This window comes from Spirillospora sp. CA-128828 (assembly GCF_050945415.1).
In the GTDB taxonomy this organism is placed as follows: domain Bacteria; phylum Actinomycetota; class Actinomycetes; order Streptosporangiales; family Streptosporangiaceae; genus Spirillospora.
The window spans coordinates 9,016,435-9,032,021 of sequence record NZ_CP191986.1 but is presented as its reverse complement, the minus strand read 5'-3'; the positions used below and the strand labels follow the sequence as shown (position 1 = coordinate 9,032,021).

The following is a 15,587-nucleotide window of genomic DNA, read 5'->3' as shown; positions in this document are numbered from 1 at the left end:
AAGCGCCTTGACAAAGGGCTCCACTTGGCGCAAGGACCGCGTCCCCCACTGAGTGCCCGGTGAACTGAACGAGTCCAGGGCAAAGCAGCATCCCAGCTCACCGGCACGCCCCCGGTTTGCCCAGGCTCGTTGGATCGGCTGCCGGACGGCTGAAGGGCGGCCGGACTTGCTTGCGCGCTCCCGGCCAATCTCCTCCCCAATGGGGGGTGGAGTGCGGGTCGACGACGGCGTGCCCTCGAGCTCGACAACGCCTCCTTGGAGGCTTGGGTGAGCACCCTCGCCGCCCTCATCACCAAGATGGAAGGCTGCGGCCGTCATGCTGCCCGCGAGCCCGCCGGTCGCCTGGCAGAGGTCAACTGCGCCGACAGCCCGACGACCCGAAACAGGGACTGAGGGCTTCGCAGCCCTCAGCCTCCGGACCGTGCTCCAAATTGGGGGAATGCTAACGCGGTCACTGACAACGGGCCCTGGACGCGGGCGGAAGCAGTGGCCGTGCATGAGTTTCAGGAAGCAGGCCAGAGGACATGCGCAAAGGCACGGCGCCCGGCGGTCGCGTTCGACGCCGGAGTGCCGGGGCCGGCCTGGATCGCCGGCCCCGGCCGCACCGCGGCTCAGTCCACCGCCGGGGCTTGGTCGGCGACGGAGACCTTCAGTTGCGCCGAGTTGGTCAGGACGCTCCCGATCGGCGCTCCCGCCTGCTCGGCGTCCGTGACGACGCTGCGCTGGCCGAGATACCGGTAGGTCTTCTGGTCGAAGATGTACTCCTCGCGGACTCCGCTGCCTGGTGTGGTCAGTGCCACGGCGACACCGGTCCGGCCCGCCGCGTCCACCGCGCGGCCGACGGTGGTGACGCCGCGGATCGCGGCCGCCGCCCGGAACAGCGCGGCCCGTTGCGCGGCCGGCATGTAGGCCTCGCTGAGCATGCCGCCGACGTTCTGCCACGCCTGCGCGTCGGCTTCGGGACCGTTGCCGAGGCCGGTGTAAAGGTGCTGGTACATCTTGGCCGGGTCGGCCGGCAGGCGGCTCAGGTAGGCGTAGTCATTGCGCAGGTGCTCGGCTCGGTCGTCGAAGTCCGCGGCCTTGGAGAGAGAGCGGTGGCCGACGTCCTGGCGGGCCTCCGGTGGGATGGGCCAACCCGGGTACGGCTTGGGCGGCAGCGTCTTGGACCACAGGACACCGTGGGTGGCGTCACCTTCCACAGGCAGCCAGATCTTGCGTTCCTGGCGCGCCAGGTATCGAGCCTGCCGATCGTGGGAGTTGCTGTCGACGGGGTCCATGGTCTGCGACTCGAAGACCATGAACTGGCCCGGGCGGGGGCGCAGCTCCGGGGTGGCGGCCGCGTGGTCCGCGGCCCGCTTGAGGACCTGCACCGACGCCACGGGCATCGTGTGGACGACCGGGGGCGCGCCGGGCTCCCCGTCCGCGGTAACAGTGACCACGGCGGCCGTGACGGCGGCGGCGACCCCCAGCCCGGCTCCCGCCAGGCCGACCCGCAGCCGCAGCGCCCGGCGAGGGCGCCCGGGGACCCGCCGTCCGGCGGCCCGCTCGGGGCTCGGGGCCGCGTCCCGCAGGACGCTCAGCAGGCGGTGCTCCTCGGCCCGCACACCGGTCAGGTCGAGGTCGGGGACTTCCGAGCGGAACCACTCAAGTTCGGTCATCTCATTCATGGACGGGTTCCTCACTGACGTAGATCACGGAGTCGGTCTCACCGAGGTGCCGGCGAAGCTTGTGCCTGGCCCGGTTGATGCGGGACCGCACCGTCCCGACGCGCACGTTCAGCGCCTGCGCGGCCTCCGCGTAACTGAGATCGCCCCAGGCCACCAGCAGCAGCGCGTCGCGGTGCCCTTTCGGCAGCGCGGCCAGCGCGCCGGCCAGCGCCCGCCTGGACGCCCCCGCGCTGAGCCGCTCGTCACTGCGCTCGGTGAACGGCGCCATGACCGGGTCGGTGCCCATCCGCTCCAGGACGCGCAGCTGCCGCACCTCCGCCCGCACATGCCGGCCCATCAGATTGGTGGCGATCCCGTACAGCCAGGGCCGCGCGTTCGGGCGAGCCAGGTCGTACCGGTCGCGCTGACGGAACGCCGTCAGGAACGTCTCGGCGACCACGTCCTCGGCGGCGTCGGCGCCCAGCCGGCGGATCACGTACCGCTTGATGTCGGGGGCGTATCGGCGGAACACCGCGGCGAACGCCTCGGGCTCCCGCCGGGACCGCCTGATGACGGACGCATCGTCGGCGTCCGCTTCGCTCGTCTCACTCATACTCGGCCTCTCGGCTTCGGAACGGGATACCCGTTGTTGCCGAGCCGCCCGCGACCGGTTCCCGCCCTCGACGCCTGGACCTGGGCTCACCGGACGATCGAAGCACTCCACCACATCCGCGACGCCATCGCCGCGAAGACCGGTGTCAGATCCGCACCGGTACGGTCCCGCCGCCATGGCCTTGCGCAACCTCGCCATCGGCCCCTTGGGACTCTGCGGCTGGAGCAACATCGATGCCGCCATCTGGCATCACTATCGTGACGCCACCCGCCTCTTGGTCACCCTCGCCCTGACCCTGGCAATCAGCCAGGATGCCGAAGTACTGGGCCGCTTTAGGCGTGGTCATCGCGAGTGAGCCTTTTACAGCGTGGCCGCCGGGTTCGGTGTCTCTACCGCCGCTGCGTGCCAGTACGTCATCGAGGCAGTAATGGTGCCGGTCGCGCGCAGGCCCAAACTCGGCCGGGATTTGGCCAGGCCGCTGCCGATGGGCTGGATTACCTCGTCTGGACGGCACCCTCATCGCGATCGAACGAGTGGCCGCCGATTGGCACTCTTTCTGGAAGACGGCGCAGGCGCGGAATGAACCGGCAGGTCATCGCCAGTCCGGCCAGTGAGGTCGGGTGGGCGTCGAGCGCGCTTCCCGGTGACGTCCACGACCTGACTGCCGCCGCAGACCTTGAGGAGTATGTGCGCACACTCTGAAGGCCGCCGGGCTGGTGTTGCTGGCCGAGGAGGGGGACCGTGGCGCGTGCGAACGCTGCTCGGTCCCTGGAAACACCAGGGGCAGACCCCAACCGCTCAGGAACGCCGATCGGGCGCACGCCCACCGCGCGGCCTCTGGCGAGCGCGCTCTCATCAGCCGGCGGAACCCTCCGCTAGCTTTGCTGCTGCCCACGCCTGCCAGTCATGCGGGCAAAGCCGGCCACGCTTCTGCGGAACAACCGGGGGACCACCACACGCTGTGAAGGCTCGGCGCTTCTGGGGCGCGGTTAGAGGGTCAGACGGAGGCTGCTTCGAGTTTCGCGGCCAGTCGCTTGTTGCCGCCGAGCACCCCCGCCCAGCCGAGCATGCCACCGTCCATGAAGTATGCGTCGGTGGCCTGCCCGTCCGTTTCGTAGCGGACGTGCACCCACCTGTTGGTGCCCATCTGGGTGCGTCCGATCGCCAGGATCGAGCCCACGACATCTCTGCTCCCGCCAGAGAAATGGAACCTCCCGTGTTGAAAGGTCAGTGAGCCTCGGTCCTCCCAGGCGGGCACGTTCACGGCCGCGGTCGAGCGATACCAGATGTTGTTCACGGGTCCTCCTCGTTGACTCGCGTTCCATCTGATAAGAGCCCGTGCGGAGAGCCCAGGTTCATGGCGACTTGCGCAAGCGGCCTCTGGGTGGGACAGGCCCTCAGGTGTGGCCCGTGCCGCTCTCTTCGGGGAGGACGTTCGGGGCGTGGAGTGGCTCGTGGCTTGTGATCGCGCGGCTTTCGCGGTCGCGTCGAGCGTTGCCGGTGTCGATGAACTCCGGGGGGAGGCCGTGCGGTGCGTCCCGTAGCCCATGGAACGGGAGGCGCATGGCCAGATCTGGATTCGATGCGTGGAACGGCCAATGGTGACGTGATGATCGTGACTGTACGGTCGGCGCATGACGACCGTGCTATGCGTGCCACAGTGGCAAGGATCCTGTTCGGTCAACGCACCGCGGTTGGCAGTGGGGGCGAGGCGCAGCGCCGGACTGGTCAGGGCCGATCGCCTGGTCACTGTGCCGGTGCTTGATTCGGGCGGAGACCTCGATGGTGGGGTACGCGCGCTGGACGTCCTGCTGGAGAACCTGCGGCTGACGCGGGAGGCCTTGGACGGCATCGACGACGCGGTCATCACCGTCGGTGGCGACTGCGGTGTGGATCTGGCGCCGATCGCCGCCGCGCGCGCCAGGTACGGCAATCGGCTGACGGTCTTGTGGATCGACGCGCACCCGGATCTCTACACTCCGCAGACGCTGCCATCAGGCGCCTTCCATGGGATGGTGCTGCGTACGCTGCTGGGCGAAGGCCCGGCTCCACTCGTTCCAGAGCTGCCGCTGAAGCCGGAACAGGTGATCATCGCGGGGCTGCGTGCGTTCGAACCGGATGTACGCGAGCAGATCGAGGCGTACATCGACAGGGCCGGCATCCGGTGCTACGGCGTGGAGGACTTCGAAAGGGCGGCTGACGGCATCACCGGACCGGTGTACGTGCATGTCGATCTGGACGTTCTCGACCCTGCGGCATTCGGCTCGACCTGTTATCCCGAAGGCGGCGTGGCTCCGCAACGCGTGATCGCCCTGGTCTTGCGTCTGGACAACGTGGTCGGCGCGGCCATCACCGAGCACGCCCCGGCCGATGAATTCACCGATGCCGGTGAGGCCGACGTGATCCGCCGCCTGGCGGCCGCGCTCCCCCTCTGACCCCAAGCCGCAGGACGCGTCCTTAGATCAAGGTCTCGATGTGCGGTGGACCGTGGTGGGTGGATGAGTGCATGCCCCGGCATGGTCCGACCGACCGGGAGCGGATGATGCAAGTCGGCGCAAGTTCGGGCGGGAGGGGGTGGCGAGGTTGCCGCTGCGTACGGCAGCGGCCTCGAACATTGCGAAGGTGTCCCGCGGGATCAGTCGGTCAGGTGCTCCGCGAGGATCTTCAGGTGGGTGTCGCGGGCCTCGGCGTGGCAGCGGCGGCCGGCCTCGGTGATCTCGACGAACACGCCGCGCCGGTCGTCCTGGCAGAGTCCGCGCTGGACGTAGCCGTGCTTCTCCAGGCGGGCGACCGTGCGGGACAGGGCGCTCTGGCTGAGGTACATCGCAGCGGCGATCTCCTGCATGCGGCGCTTCTCACAATGGAGATCGACGAGGCGATCGAGCGTCTCGTATTCACTCATGCTCAGGCCGTGGTCGTCCTGCAGGGCACGATCCAGGGCGCACGCCACTGTGTTGTAGCAGGTCGCGAGCTCGCGCCAGCGGCCGACCAGCGTTGTCTCCGCCTCCATGCCGCGCATCTTAGCATGCACATGCATGAGATGCACCTGCATTAAATTCGCCCGAATTTTGTGCGTGGACATTTGATGCACGTGCATGTAACGTCCTCCGACGTGACTATCACCGACACCTCACCCGACTCCACCGTCCGTGCGCCGGCCGCCGCGAGCGCGTCGGCCGAACAGACCTGGACTCCCCGGCTGTGGGGAGTCCTCGCGGTCCTGTGCGCCGTGCTGTTCCTCGACGGACTCGACGTCTCCATGGTGGGCGTCGCGCTGCCGTCGATCGGCACCGAGCTGGGCCTTTCCACCACGTCACTGCAGTGGATCGTCAACGGTTACGTCCTCGGCTACGGCGGGCTGCTGCTGCTCGGCGGGCGGACCGCCGACCTGCTCGGCCGCCGCCGGGTCTTCCTCGCCGCACTGGCCGTGTTCGCCGTCGCGTCGCTCGTGGGCGGCCTCGTCGACGACGGCACGTTGCTGATCGCCACCCGTTTCGTGAAGGGCCTGGCCGCCGCGTTCACCGCGCCGACCGCCCTGTCCATCCTGACCACCACCTTCCATGAGGGACCCGCGCGCAACCGGGCGCTGTCGGTCTTCTCCGTCTTCGGCGCCAGCGGCTACTCGTCCGGGCTGATCCTCGGCGGGTTGCTGACCAGCTTCGGGTGGCGCTGGACGTTCCTGACGCCGGTGCCGCTCGCGGTCCTCGCCCTCGTCGCGGGCCTTGCGCTGATTCCGCGGGACAAGCCGGCGGCCGGTGGCGGCCATGACCTGCTCGGTGCCGTGACGCTCACCGGCGGCATGCTGATCGCGGTCTACACGGTGGTCTCCGCGCCCGACCGCGGCTGGCTGGATCCGGTCACCCTGGGCTCCGTCGTCCTCGCGGCGGCCCTGCTGACCGCCTTCTTCGTCACCGAGAAGAAGGTGCGGCACCCGCTGATCCGGCTCGGCATCCTGCGGATCGGCTCGATCGTCCGGGCCAACCTGAGCATCGTCGCGCTCTTCGGCTCGTACCTGAGCTTCCAGTTCATGATGACGCTCTACCTGCAGGACGTGCTGCGCTGGTCGCCGCTGAAGATGGCCATGGCGCTGCTGCCGGCCGGCCTCATCGTGGCGTTCGGCTCCCCGTTCGTCGGCCGGCTGATCGACCGGTACGGGACGCCACGGCTGATCATCAGTTCCATGACGTCCCTCAGCCTCGGCTACGGCTGGTTCCTCGCCACGGCCGGGAACGCCCCGCACTACGCGTTCACGATCCTGCCGACGATGCTGCTGCTGGGCGGCGGGTTCGCGTTCGGGTTCAGCTCGATCATGGCTCAGGCCACCGACGGGATCGACGACTCCGAGCAGGGGCTGGCGTCCGGCCTCGTCCAGACCTCGGGCCAGGTCGGCGCCGCCCTGGTGCTGGCCGTGGTCACCGCCCTGGTCGCGGGCGGCACGGCGGCCGGCGGTGACGGCTTCGGCGAGTTCCACCCGGGCGTCAACCTGGTCAGTGCCGTCGCCGTGGTCGGCTTGGTTCTGAACCTGATTCCCCTGCTCAACCGATACCGCGCCAAGCACGCCTGACCCTTCAACCCCAGGCCACCACGGTCGGCCGTTCGGACTCAAGCGCTGAGCCCGAACGGCCGACCGTGGTGGCCGCTCAGGTTCACGACCAGTCCCGAGTCGAGTCCCACGCCCGCAGGTCGCACCCCTCACCGCCAAGCCCGTGGCCCAAAAGGGGCGGGCGGTTGTGCATGGCGGAGGCCACGGGTCGGCGCGCATGACCACGGCGTCCGCCATGTCGACCAGCAGCGGCAGAAAGGCGTGTGGCACGGCGGTGCTGCAGGTCGAGCGTCATCCATGCCGGGCAGGCTCACCGCGGCTGTGCGCGGGGTTGGGCCGGGGGTTCGGGGTGGTGGGTTGAGCCCCGTAGAGGGCGGGTGTGCGGGGGCGTCCATTCTGGGACGCCCCCGCCTTGGTCTAATTGGGGCGTTTCCAGAAGGGGCGGCGAGGTTGGGGAGCGCCGGTGAAGTCGGCGAGGACCTGCAGGGCGCGGGTCCAGTGGGCGTTGATGGTCGCCTCGTCTGCGCTTGGTTCCATCCGGCGGAGATCCTCGCAGAGGGCTGCCAGGAATGTGGTGTCCAGGCCGTGCTCCTCCATCCGCAGGACGACCGACCCCAGGACGGGGAGGAGATCCCTCAGCAGGTGGTGGACTCGTTCGTCCCGCGCTTCCGGCACCTGGCGGAGGCGGTCCAGCACGTTGGTCAGCTCCTGTTGGAAGCCGGTGAGGCCGGGGACGCCGCGGGTCTGCTCCGGCACCGGCCGGCTCGGCGCCTTGGGCCTGGCGCGGGGACGGCCGGCGCCAGGACGCGGCGCGCCGTAGGACGGTGGCACGGCCCGTTCCACCATGGGCGGCGGGCCGCCGGGTGCGGCGGGCATGGGAGGGCCGCCGGCTGGTCGTGCGTCGAGGAAGTCCGCGGGATCCTCGTCGGCCATGAATGCGGCATGGGCCACCCGCGGAGCGGCCATCGGGGCGCCCCAGCCCTGGGGCATCTCGACCGGCTGGACGACCTGGTGCGGGGTGCCGCCATCAGTCGACACCCGGCTGTCCACGGCCACGAAGGCGGTGAAGCGGCACAGCACGCCGAACCGGAGCGAGGTCGCGACGATGCGTTGCTCCAGGTCCTCGGGCCCGCCTATCGTGTAGCGGTCCTCCAGGTCGCGGAGGTGGGCGCGGGCCCAGATGGACGTGGCGGCCGCGTCCTTGGCGACGACGCCGGAGGCGTGCTGCTCCCAGGGCGTCCCGTCGGATGCGGTGCCCCGGACGGACAGTGATCCGGAAGGCGTGCCGCTGAACCGGCCCGCGATCACGAGCGGCACACCGGGGAACAGGGCGCCCAGCCGCGCGGGGGCCACCGTCCCGGAGGCGATCGCCAGGCCGTCTGCATGCAGGGTGAGGCCGGTCGCGATCGGGGCGGTGATCCGATGATGGATGTGTTCCATCGCCTCGTCGAGGCGGTCCTCGGACTCCACCAGCTCGCAGCGGCCCCCGCCGATCGCGGCGAGACGGTTCAGGAACCCGGCGTTGACCGCCTGGTCGATCCCGACGGTGTGAACGCGGACGTTGCGGAGTCGGGGTTCCAGGTGCGCGAGGAACTGGTCCTCGTTGCCGACCTGCCCGTCGGTGATGAGGACGAGTACGCGGTCGCGGGTTGAATCGGCGAGCAGCCGGCAGCCCTCGTCGAGCGGCGCGAGCATCTCCGTGCCGCCGCGCGCCCCCAGGGAGGCCAGGTGCTCTACGGCACGGAACCGGTTGCGGTCCGTGCCGTCGGCGAGTCCGGTCCCGAGGTCGCGCGGGCGTTCGGTGACGGTGTCGAAGGACAGGACGGCGAACCGGTCCTCGATGCGGAGCGTGTCGACGATGCGCGCCGCGGCGCGGCGTGCGGCGACCATCTTCCAGCCGTGCATGCTGCCGGAGCGGTCGAGGACGAGCACCACGTCGCGTGGGCTGGGCCTTGCCTCGCCGGACGGCAGCACGGTGAGGCTGAACGTCCCCTCTTCGCCGGATTCGTCCGGGATGAGGGTGAGGGCGGCACTCTCCTGCGGAGCGAAGTCCAGGCGGAGGATGAAGTCGCGGTCGAGGCGCTCGCCCGGTTGCAGGCGCAGGGTCGTCCGGTCGCCGTCACCTTCTTCGGCGACCACGTGCAGCGCCGACCGGACCTGGGTCAGCGGCAGCCCGGCCGGGTCGATGTCGACGGTGACGGCCAGGCGGACGGGGTTCGGAAAGCCCGGCAGCAGGACGGGCGGGCTGATCCGGGACGCGTCCGGCACGGCGTGGGTGTCGTCGGCCACGCCGGATCCGGCGCGGTCGCCGCCCAGGGGCGCGCCCGGTATGTAGCGGGGCGCGACGACGAGCGGGAAGCGGAACGTCGCGCTGGACGCCGACTCGTGCGGCAGCGGCTGGTGGAGCGTCAGCCTGATCGTCACGCGTTCACCGGGGAGGATGTTGCCCACCCGCATGGTGAAGACGTCCGGGCGGTCTTCTTCGGCGATGGCCGCGCGCTGCCCGGCGGCTATCGCGGTGTCGTAGTCCTGCCGTGCCTGGCCGCGCTCCTTCAGTTCTCCTTCGATGACCCGGTCGGCGGCCTCCATGCGCAGCGCGGTGACCGCGGCGCGGTCGGGCAGGGGGAAGATGTAGGTGGCCTCCAGCGGCGTGTCGAACGGGTTGCGGAAGCCTTGGACGACGTCGATGCCGGCGGCCAGGCCGGTGATCGACGCGTGCACGTCGACCGAGTCGAGCGGCAGGTTCCCCTTGTCGGTGCTGAGCGCGCCGAACCCGCGGTCGGGGACCGGTGGCGCGGTCTCGGGTAGTGGCAGGATGCGCACGGTCACTGGATCCTCCGGGATTCATCGGCGGGCGGGAACGCGGGGGTTTCGGCGTGGGAGAGAAGACCGAGCCGGCGCAGCTCGTCGAGCAGCGGACGTGCGGCGGTCTCGATCGCGGCGAGATCGTCACCGCTCAGGGTGGGTGCGTCCAGAAGGACGGTGAGGCCCGGCGCGAGCCGAACCCCTTGAACGACTGCGGGACGGGACGCGCCGTACCCGTCGGCGACGGCGGCCTGGCTGAAGGACACATCCGGCCGGGCACTCCAGAAGGCACCCCGCTCGCGTCCCTTCTCCTCAGCCGCAGGGCCTTCGGTGGGATGCGCGGTCTCGGCATCGGCTTCGGCCGGCAGAGTGTCTTCCCGGGCGGCCGCCCGGCTTCTCCTCCGGTGGGCCGGGGCCGGTGCGGAGGTGCTCCTGCCGGGAAGGCCCGAGCGGGGCACCTGTTCTCCGTCCTGAGCGGTCGGGGTTCGGGGAGCGGCGGGCTCCGGCGCTCCATCACTCGAATCGGTGGGCTGTGCGTGCAGACCGTGTAGACCGTGTAGGCCAGGGGGCCGCGCCGGGGTCGCGGTGGGGTCCACCGGGGCTCCGGATGCTGCTGTGTCTTCGGCGTCAATGCCCGGCTCCCCTTGTCCCGTGGAGGGAGGCGGCCGGTCGGCCGGGGCGGCGGGCTGGTGCCGGGGAGCCGGGCTGGACGCGGCGGGGAGGGCGGCGATCTCGGAGAGGGTCGCGTCGGTGGCGGCTGCGAGCTCGACCTGGATCTCGGCGATGGAGCGGCCCTCGGCCTGGCGGCGCTTCACCGCCACGAGCTGGAGGAGATGGCGGGGGCCGTACAGCGCGGTGCGGCCGCGGCGTCCGAGGGGCGGATCGACCAGGCCGATCGTCGTGTACCAGCGGATCAGCCGCTCGTTGGGCAGATCGCGAACCCGGCCGCTGACCTGCGCGGATCCATCCGCTGCCAGGGCTGCTGCGGCGTGTTCCGCCAGCTCGCCGATCGTCCAGGTGCCGTCCATGGCCTCATGGTGACACTGTCATGATGACAGTGTCAAATAGTTCTGGAGATCGACTTCGAAAAATCCTTGATGGAACCACTGGGCTGCCGCACGCTTGTGCCTCCAGGTGCGGCTCGGGGGCGGCGGAAACGAGGCCTTGAGGTGCGCAGCAGCGGTATCGGCGTGTCAAGCGCGGGGGCCTCGGCCCGGCACCGCTACCGCGTGCTCGCCGCACGGCATCGCTGGGAAAGACGTGCGGTACGGGCGGTCATGGCCTGTGCTGCCGGGATCGTCGCGGCGGGCGTGGGCACCTGGTGGGTAGGCGTCGGTGTCGCCGTTCTCGTCTTCGCCATGCATGCGGGCTATTCGAGATTCCGGTCCGGCGTCGTGACCGGCTGGCGCCGGGGAGCCCAGGCCGAGCGCCGTACAGGACGCCGGCTGGCGCGCCTCGATCCGGCGGGCTTCCACGTTCTGCACGACCGGGCCCTTCCGGGCCGTTCTACGCCCACCGCCAACCTGGACCATCTGGTGGTCGGTCTCACTGGCGTCTACGCGATCGCGAGCCGGAGATTCCGGCGGGGTGCTCGGTTGCGTGCCGATCAGCGCCGCGTCTGGGTGGGGCGCGGCCAGGTCGGCGGGGTGACCGTTCTCGCCATGCGGGCCGCCGAAACGGTCGCCGAGCTGCTCTCCGGAGAGTTGGGCTATGACGTATCCGTCACGCCGATGGTCGTCGTCCACGGAGCACGGGTCACCCGAGAAGGCGTCCAGGCCGGGGAGGTGCTCTATCGCGCCGCGAGGGCGATCCCACGCGCCATAGCCTCGGAACCCGTTATCTATACGAGCGCGCAGGTCGCCGCTATCGCTGCCGGTGCCGAGAGCCTGCTTCCGCCGATGATGGAAATGCTGCCGCCCGACTGATCATCAATATCAGAGCCATTCACTCTGGGTATCTACTTGACCGCATACGGACATGACGACCTGGTCATCTGAATCATGCGAACCTTGCAGGATGTCGGTCATTTCGCCCAAAGCACTCAAATCTGACACTTCGCAAAGGTATTGCGGAACGCACAAGAATGGTGTTCGGTATCTGAGTCTGATCTCTTGAATTTGCCAGTAAAGAGCGCCCGAAGCCTTTACCTTTCTGGCATGAACGACCATCTCCTGGTCGAGGCGCTGCGCGAGCGCGATCCCGGTGCCACGGCCGCCGTGTACGACGCCCATGCCGGCAGGCTCTTCGCGTACTGCTGGTTCCAGTTGCGATGCCGTGACGCTGCGCAGGTCGCCTTACGCGACACGTTCATCGTGGCTGAAGCGCACATCGGCAAGCTCCGCGATGCCGACCGGTTCGGTCCATGGCTCTATGCCCTCGCCCGCCTCGAGTGTTCCCGGCGTCTGCCTCCCAGGCACCAGGCACCCGACGTGCCGGTCGCCAGCCACGACCAAGAGGACGTGGACCAGCGCATCACGGCCTGGCATGCGGTACTGGCGCTGCGGCCCCTCTCGCGGGAGATCCTGGAGCTGCGGGTCAGGCACCAGTTGTCCGTCCCTGATCTCGCCGCGGTGTTCGGTATGTCGCTGAAGGACGCGCAGGCGGCGCTCGACCGCGCCCACGGCGAGCTGGACGAGGCCTTGACCGCGGAGATACTCGCGGACAAGGGACCCTACGGTTGCCCACAACGCGCTCTACTCCTGCGTGAGCGGCGTGGAGACCTCACCGACGACCTCAGTAAGCGGCTTATGGAGCACGCGGAGGGCTGCTCAGTCTGCGGAGCCTTCCATCCCCGAACCGTGTCCGCCGCCAAGGTCTACGGGCTGCTGCCGGACGCGACTCCGGCGGCAGAGCTGCGCCTTCGAGTGATGAGCTGCTTCCTGGACCCGGAACTGGTGGGCTACAGGCTCTTCGTGGCCACCCGGGTCATGGAGTTCACGCCGGAGGGCTTTCCTGTCCAGTCCCCTGGGGCGGGGCGTCCGGCCAAGACGTCACGCGCAACTGGATGCTGGATACTCGGCCGTTCGCGCAGGACGTCCGCCGAGGGAACGGCGGCCAACCTCTACGCACAGGCCGTTCGCGCTGCCGCAGTGCTCGCGGTTGTCGCGCTCCTATCCGGAGGTGGGGTCGCCTCCATGTTCGGGCTCATCGGTGGCGGACGGAAGGGGGCGGGAGGGGTCGCCGGCCCGCATCCGACAGCGGTTCCAGGCTTCTCTCAGGTACCTGAGTCCGTGCGACGACCACCCGGGCACGCGAACGGCCCCGGAAACCTCGACGCCGCCCCCGTGTCGGCCACGTTCCCGCTGGGCGCACGTACGTCCTCCGCACCACCGACGGCCTTTCCGGCGCCGTCCTCTGCACTGGTCTCCTCACAGGAGCCGTCCGGGCCCGCGGCCACGGGTGCACTAGCGGTCTCCCCTCTCTTCCTGGATCTGGCAGGGGGTTCAGAGGGCTTCGTGGAACTGCGCGCAGAAGGCGGACCAGTCACCTGGCAAGCAAAGAGTCATGGACCACTACTGGTCAGCCCGCCTTCTGGACACCTCCAAGCCGGGCAGAGCGTGACCGTGCGTGTCCATGTCTCGCGTAAGCAGAACTCGCGTGGGGACGGAACCATCACCTTCCAGCCGGGAGGGAGTCAGGTACACGTCACCTGGCGCCCTGATGCCCCCGGCCCGGATCCGACGCCTACGCCTACGCCTACGCCGACGGGTTCCGGGTCGGCGACTCCGTCCACGCCACCCGAGACTCACCGGCCGGGCACTCCGTCACCGCCGACCCCGGAGCCAAAGCCATCCGGCTCACCGCCGGCCGAAAGCGAACCGGACCCCTCACCGTCACCGTCACCCTCGTCCGAGCCGTCCTCGGGGACGGCCTCGTCTGGAGCGAGTCCCACGCCGAGCGCCTGACAGGGAGTGGCGCTCGTACCCGCCATTGCCAGAGTCAACTACTTTTCGTAGGTGATCGTTTGCGCTAAGCAATACATCACTGGGGGAGGACGTGATCATGGCATCTGGCGCAGCACGGCCCCGTCGCGCGATCCCGTCCCCGGCCCGGAGCAACGCGCTGCGGCTGGTCGCCTTCACCACTGGCGTATCGATGTGCATGAGCCTGTTCGTCCCGGCCGCGTACGCCCGTCCCTCCGCCGACCCCAGCCCCAGCGCGAAGGACATCGAGCAGAGCGAACAGCAGGTCAGGGAGCGGGCCGCCGAGGTCGGACGGACGAAAGCCATGCTCGTACTGGCGGACGGCGAACTCGACAGGCTCGCCATCGCCGCGGAGGCGGCGGTGGAGCGGTACAACGGCGAGCAGCTGAAACTGCAACGCTCACAGCAGGCGTACTGGGACACCCAGGCACGGCTGGCCGAGGCGAACCGGAGAGTTGAGGAATCCAGGGCCGGACTGGCGTCGTTCGCCGCGCAGGTCTACCGGGACAACACCGGATACGACGAGATGTCATCGGCGGTCGCAGGCAACGGCGGGCCGCAGGGCTTCATGGACCGTGCCGGCATGGTCAAGATGCTTGCTGAACGGCGAGCGGCCATGGTCCACCGGGTCGAAGCGTCCAAAACCGTCGCGGATGTGTTCCGGCGTCAGGCGAAGGTGGCGCTGGACGAGCAAGGAGCGGCCACCAGAAGCGCCGACGAGGCCAAACGGCTCGCGCAGGACGCGGTGTCCAAGCAACAGGGGTCCGTTCAACGCGTTGAGGCCGACAAGCGTCGACTAGAGCGCCGACTTGGCAAGGCCCAAGCACACGTCTCCGAGGTCAAGCGCGCGCGGGAACGGGCCCTGGAGAAGGCGAAGATACGCAAGGCGCGATCCGATTTCTCTGACTCTGCGGCGGGGCCGACCCTGGCGGCGGCACGCGGTGCCATCGCTGTCCAGGCGGCGCTGAAGTGGCTTGGCACGCCCTACTCCTGGGGTGGAGGCGACATGGACGGTCCCAGCTACGGCGTGGCACAAGGTGCCGGGATCGTGGGCTTCGACTGTTCAGGACTCACCATGTACGCGTGGGGCAAGGCCGGCGTACGTCTCGACCATTGGACGGGCACCCAATGGACATCCGGCCCGCACATCCCCATCAGCGATCTGCGTCCCGGTGACCTTGTCTTCTTCGCTACCGACAAGTCCGATCCCGCCACCATTCACCATGTCGGTCTCTACATCAGCGGCGACCGCATGGTGGAGGCGCCCTACACCGGTGAACGGGTGCGCATCTCAAGCATCCACCGAAGCGACCTGATCGGGGCCACACGTCCTACCGCTTGACGACACCCGCCCTTGGAAAGGCGGGAACCCTTCCGTAGGACTTGCGTACGGAAGGGCTCCTCGCGAGGCGTGTCGCATGGCGGCGGGAAGCGGATCAACGCCGTCCGCGACTCCCTCTCCCGGCCCCGGAACGGCCCGGCCTGCGGTCGGCGGGGCCGGACGGCGTGTCAGTGGCCGCCCTGGTCCGCGGCGCGCTTGAAGGAACGCTCGATCTCCTGCTCGGCCTCGACGCGGCCCACCCAGCTGGCGCCCTCGACGGACTTGCCGGGCTCCAGGTCCTTGTAGACCTCGAAGAAGTGCTGGATCTCGAGGCGGTCGAACTCCGCGACGTGGTGGATGTCGCGCAGGTGCTCCATACGGGGGTCCGTGGCGGGGACGCACAGGACCTTGTCGTCGCCGCCTGCCTCGTCCGTCATCCGGAACATGCCCACGGTGCGGCAGCGGATGAGGCAGCCCGGGAAGGTCGGCTCCTGCAGCAGGACCAGCGCGTCCAGCGGGTCGCCGTCCTCACCGAGGGTGTTCTCGATGAACCCGTAGTCGGCCGGGTACTGCGTCGAGGTGAACAGCATGCGGTCGAGCCGGATGCGCCCGGTCTCGTGGTCCACCTCGTACTTGTTCCGCTGGCCCTTGGGGATCTCAATGGTGACGTCGAAATTCAAGATGTCCTCCGCTCCCTGCGCGCTCGCAGTGAATAGTCTTTCGGGAACCTGTGGGT

Annotated in this window: 14 protein-coding genes and 1 pseudogene; 7 read left to right on the top strand and 8 right to left on the bottom strand. The window is 69.4% G+C overall.

Going from position 1 to position 15,587, the window contains the following annotated elements; translation table 11 throughout:
- The first annotated feature begins 267 nt into the window (after positions 1-267).
- A complete protein-coding gene (locus ACQPXG_RS43355) occupies positions 268-393 on the top strand; it encodes a hypothetical protein (protein WP_433464954.1) in 126 nt (41 codons plus the stop codon).
- Positions 394-611: 218 nt separating this feature from the next.
- Here the strand turns inward: ACQPXG_RS43355 and ACQPXG_RS43350 are convergent, their stop codons facing one another.
- Together ACQPXG_RS43350 and ACQPXG_RS43345 are read right to left on the bottom strand one after the other, a co-directional pair.
- Complete coding sequence (locus ACQPXG_RS43350) at positions 612-1,667, bottom strand: CU044_5270 family protein (protein ID WP_433464953.1); 1,056 nt, start codon at positions 1,665-1,667, stop codon at positions 612-614.
- Positions 1,660-2,259 carry an RNA polymerase sigma factor gene (locus tag ACQPXG_RS43345; protein WP_433464952.1) on the bottom strand — a complete coding sequence of 200 codons (600 nt, stop codon included), beginning with the start codon at positions 2,257-2,259 and terminating at the stop codon, positions 1,660-1,662. The genes ACQPXG_RS43350 and ACQPXG_RS43345 overlap by 8 nt, the downstream gene beginning before the upstream one ends.
- 175 nt (positions 2,260-2,434) lie before the next feature.
- Here ACQPXG_RS43345 and ACQPXG_RS43340 point away from each other — a divergent pair, with 175 nt between their 5' ends.
- Positions 2,435-2,614: a hypothetical protein gene (locus ACQPXG_RS43340; RefSeq protein WP_433464951.1), complete on the top strand. Its 180-nt coding sequence runs from the start codon at positions 2,435-2,437 to the stop codon at positions 2,612-2,614.
- Between the two features lie 200 nt (positions 2,615-2,814).
- Positions 2,815-2,931 (top strand): annotated as a pseudogene (locus ACQPXG_RS43335) (IS5/IS1182 family transposase); the annotation flags it as partial.
- A gap of 325 nt (positions 2,932-3,256) precedes the next feature.
- On the opposite strand, the gene ACQPXG_RS43330 reads toward ACQPXG_RS43335, so the two are convergent.
- Complete coding sequence (locus ACQPXG_RS43330; RefSeq protein ID WP_433464950.1) at positions 3,257-3,556, bottom strand: hypothetical protein; 300 nt, start codon at positions 3,554-3,556, stop codon at positions 3,257-3,259.
- 337 nt (positions 3,557-3,893) lie between these two features.
- Here ACQPXG_RS43330 and ACQPXG_RS43325 point away from each other — a divergent pair, with 337 nt between their 5' ends.
- Positions 3,894-4,694 (top strand): arginase family protein, encoded by an 801-nt coding sequence (locus ACQPXG_RS43325; protein WP_433464949.1) that lies wholly within the window; start codon positions 3,894-3,896, stop codon positions 4,692-4,694.
- A 200-nt stretch (positions 4,695-4,894) separates the two neighbouring features.
- Here ACQPXG_RS43325 and ACQPXG_RS43320 read toward each other — a convergent pair whose 3' ends face one another.
- Positions 4,895-5,269: a MarR family winged helix-turn-helix transcriptional regulator gene (locus ACQPXG_RS43320; protein WP_433464948.1), complete on the bottom strand. Its 375-nt coding sequence runs from the start codon at positions 5,267-5,269 to the stop codon at positions 4,895-4,897.
- A gap of 102 nt (positions 5,270-5,371) precedes the next feature.
- On the opposite strand from ACQPXG_RS43320, the gene ACQPXG_RS43315 reads away from it, so the two are divergent.
- Complete coding sequence (locus tag ACQPXG_RS43315; protein ID WP_433464947.1) at positions 5,372-6,823, top strand: MFS transporter; 1,452 nt, start codon at positions 5,372-5,374, stop codon at positions 6,821-6,823.
- Between the two features lie 396 nt (positions 6,824-7,219).
- On the opposite strand, the gene ACQPXG_RS43310 is transcribed toward ACQPXG_RS43315, so the two are convergent.
- Positions 7,220-9,631, bottom strand: coding sequence for a VIT domain-containing protein (locus tag ACQPXG_RS43310; RefSeq protein ID WP_433464946.1), 2,412 nt, complete (start codon positions 9,629-9,631; stop codon positions 7,220-7,222).
- Positions 9,628-10,635 carry a MerR family transcriptional regulator gene (locus tag ACQPXG_RS43305; protein ID WP_433464945.1) on the bottom strand — a complete coding sequence of 336 codons (1,008 nt, stop codon included), beginning with the start codon at positions 10,633-10,635 and terminating at the stop codon, positions 9,628-9,630. Before ACQPXG_RS43305 ends, ACQPXG_RS43310 begins: the two co-directional genes overlap by 4 nt.
- Before the next feature lie 141 nt (positions 10,636-10,776).
- On the opposite strand from ACQPXG_RS43305, the gene ACQPXG_RS43300 reads away from it, so the two are divergent.
- Entirely contained in the window at positions 10,777-11,532 is a 756-nt protein-coding gene (locus tag ACQPXG_RS43300) for a nuclease-related domain-containing protein (RefSeq protein ID WP_433464944.1), read from the top strand.
- A gap of 9 nt (positions 11,533-11,541) precedes the next feature.
- Here ACQPXG_RS43300 and ACQPXG_RS43295 read toward each other — a convergent pair whose 3' ends face one another.
- Positions 11,542-11,838: a hypothetical protein gene (locus ACQPXG_RS43295; protein ID WP_433464943.1), complete on the bottom strand. Its 297-nt coding sequence runs from the start codon at positions 11,836-11,838 to the stop codon at positions 11,542-11,544.
- Positions 11,839-13,609: 1,771 nt separating this feature from the next.
- Here ACQPXG_RS43295 and ACQPXG_RS43290 point away from each other — a divergent pair.
- Positions 13,610-14,872, top strand: coding sequence for an NlpC/P60 family protein (locus ACQPXG_RS43290; RefSeq protein ID WP_433464942.1), 1,263 nt, complete (start codon positions 13,610-13,612; stop codon positions 14,870-14,872).
- 167 nt (positions 14,873-15,039) lie between these two features.
- Here the strand turns inward: ACQPXG_RS43290 and ACQPXG_RS43285 are convergent, their stop codons facing one another.
- Entirely contained in the window at positions 15,040-15,531 is a 492-nt protein-coding gene (locus ACQPXG_RS43285) for an inorganic diphosphatase (RefSeq protein WP_433464941.1), read from the bottom strand.
- Between the last annotated feature and the right edge of the window lie 56 nt (positions 15,532-15,587).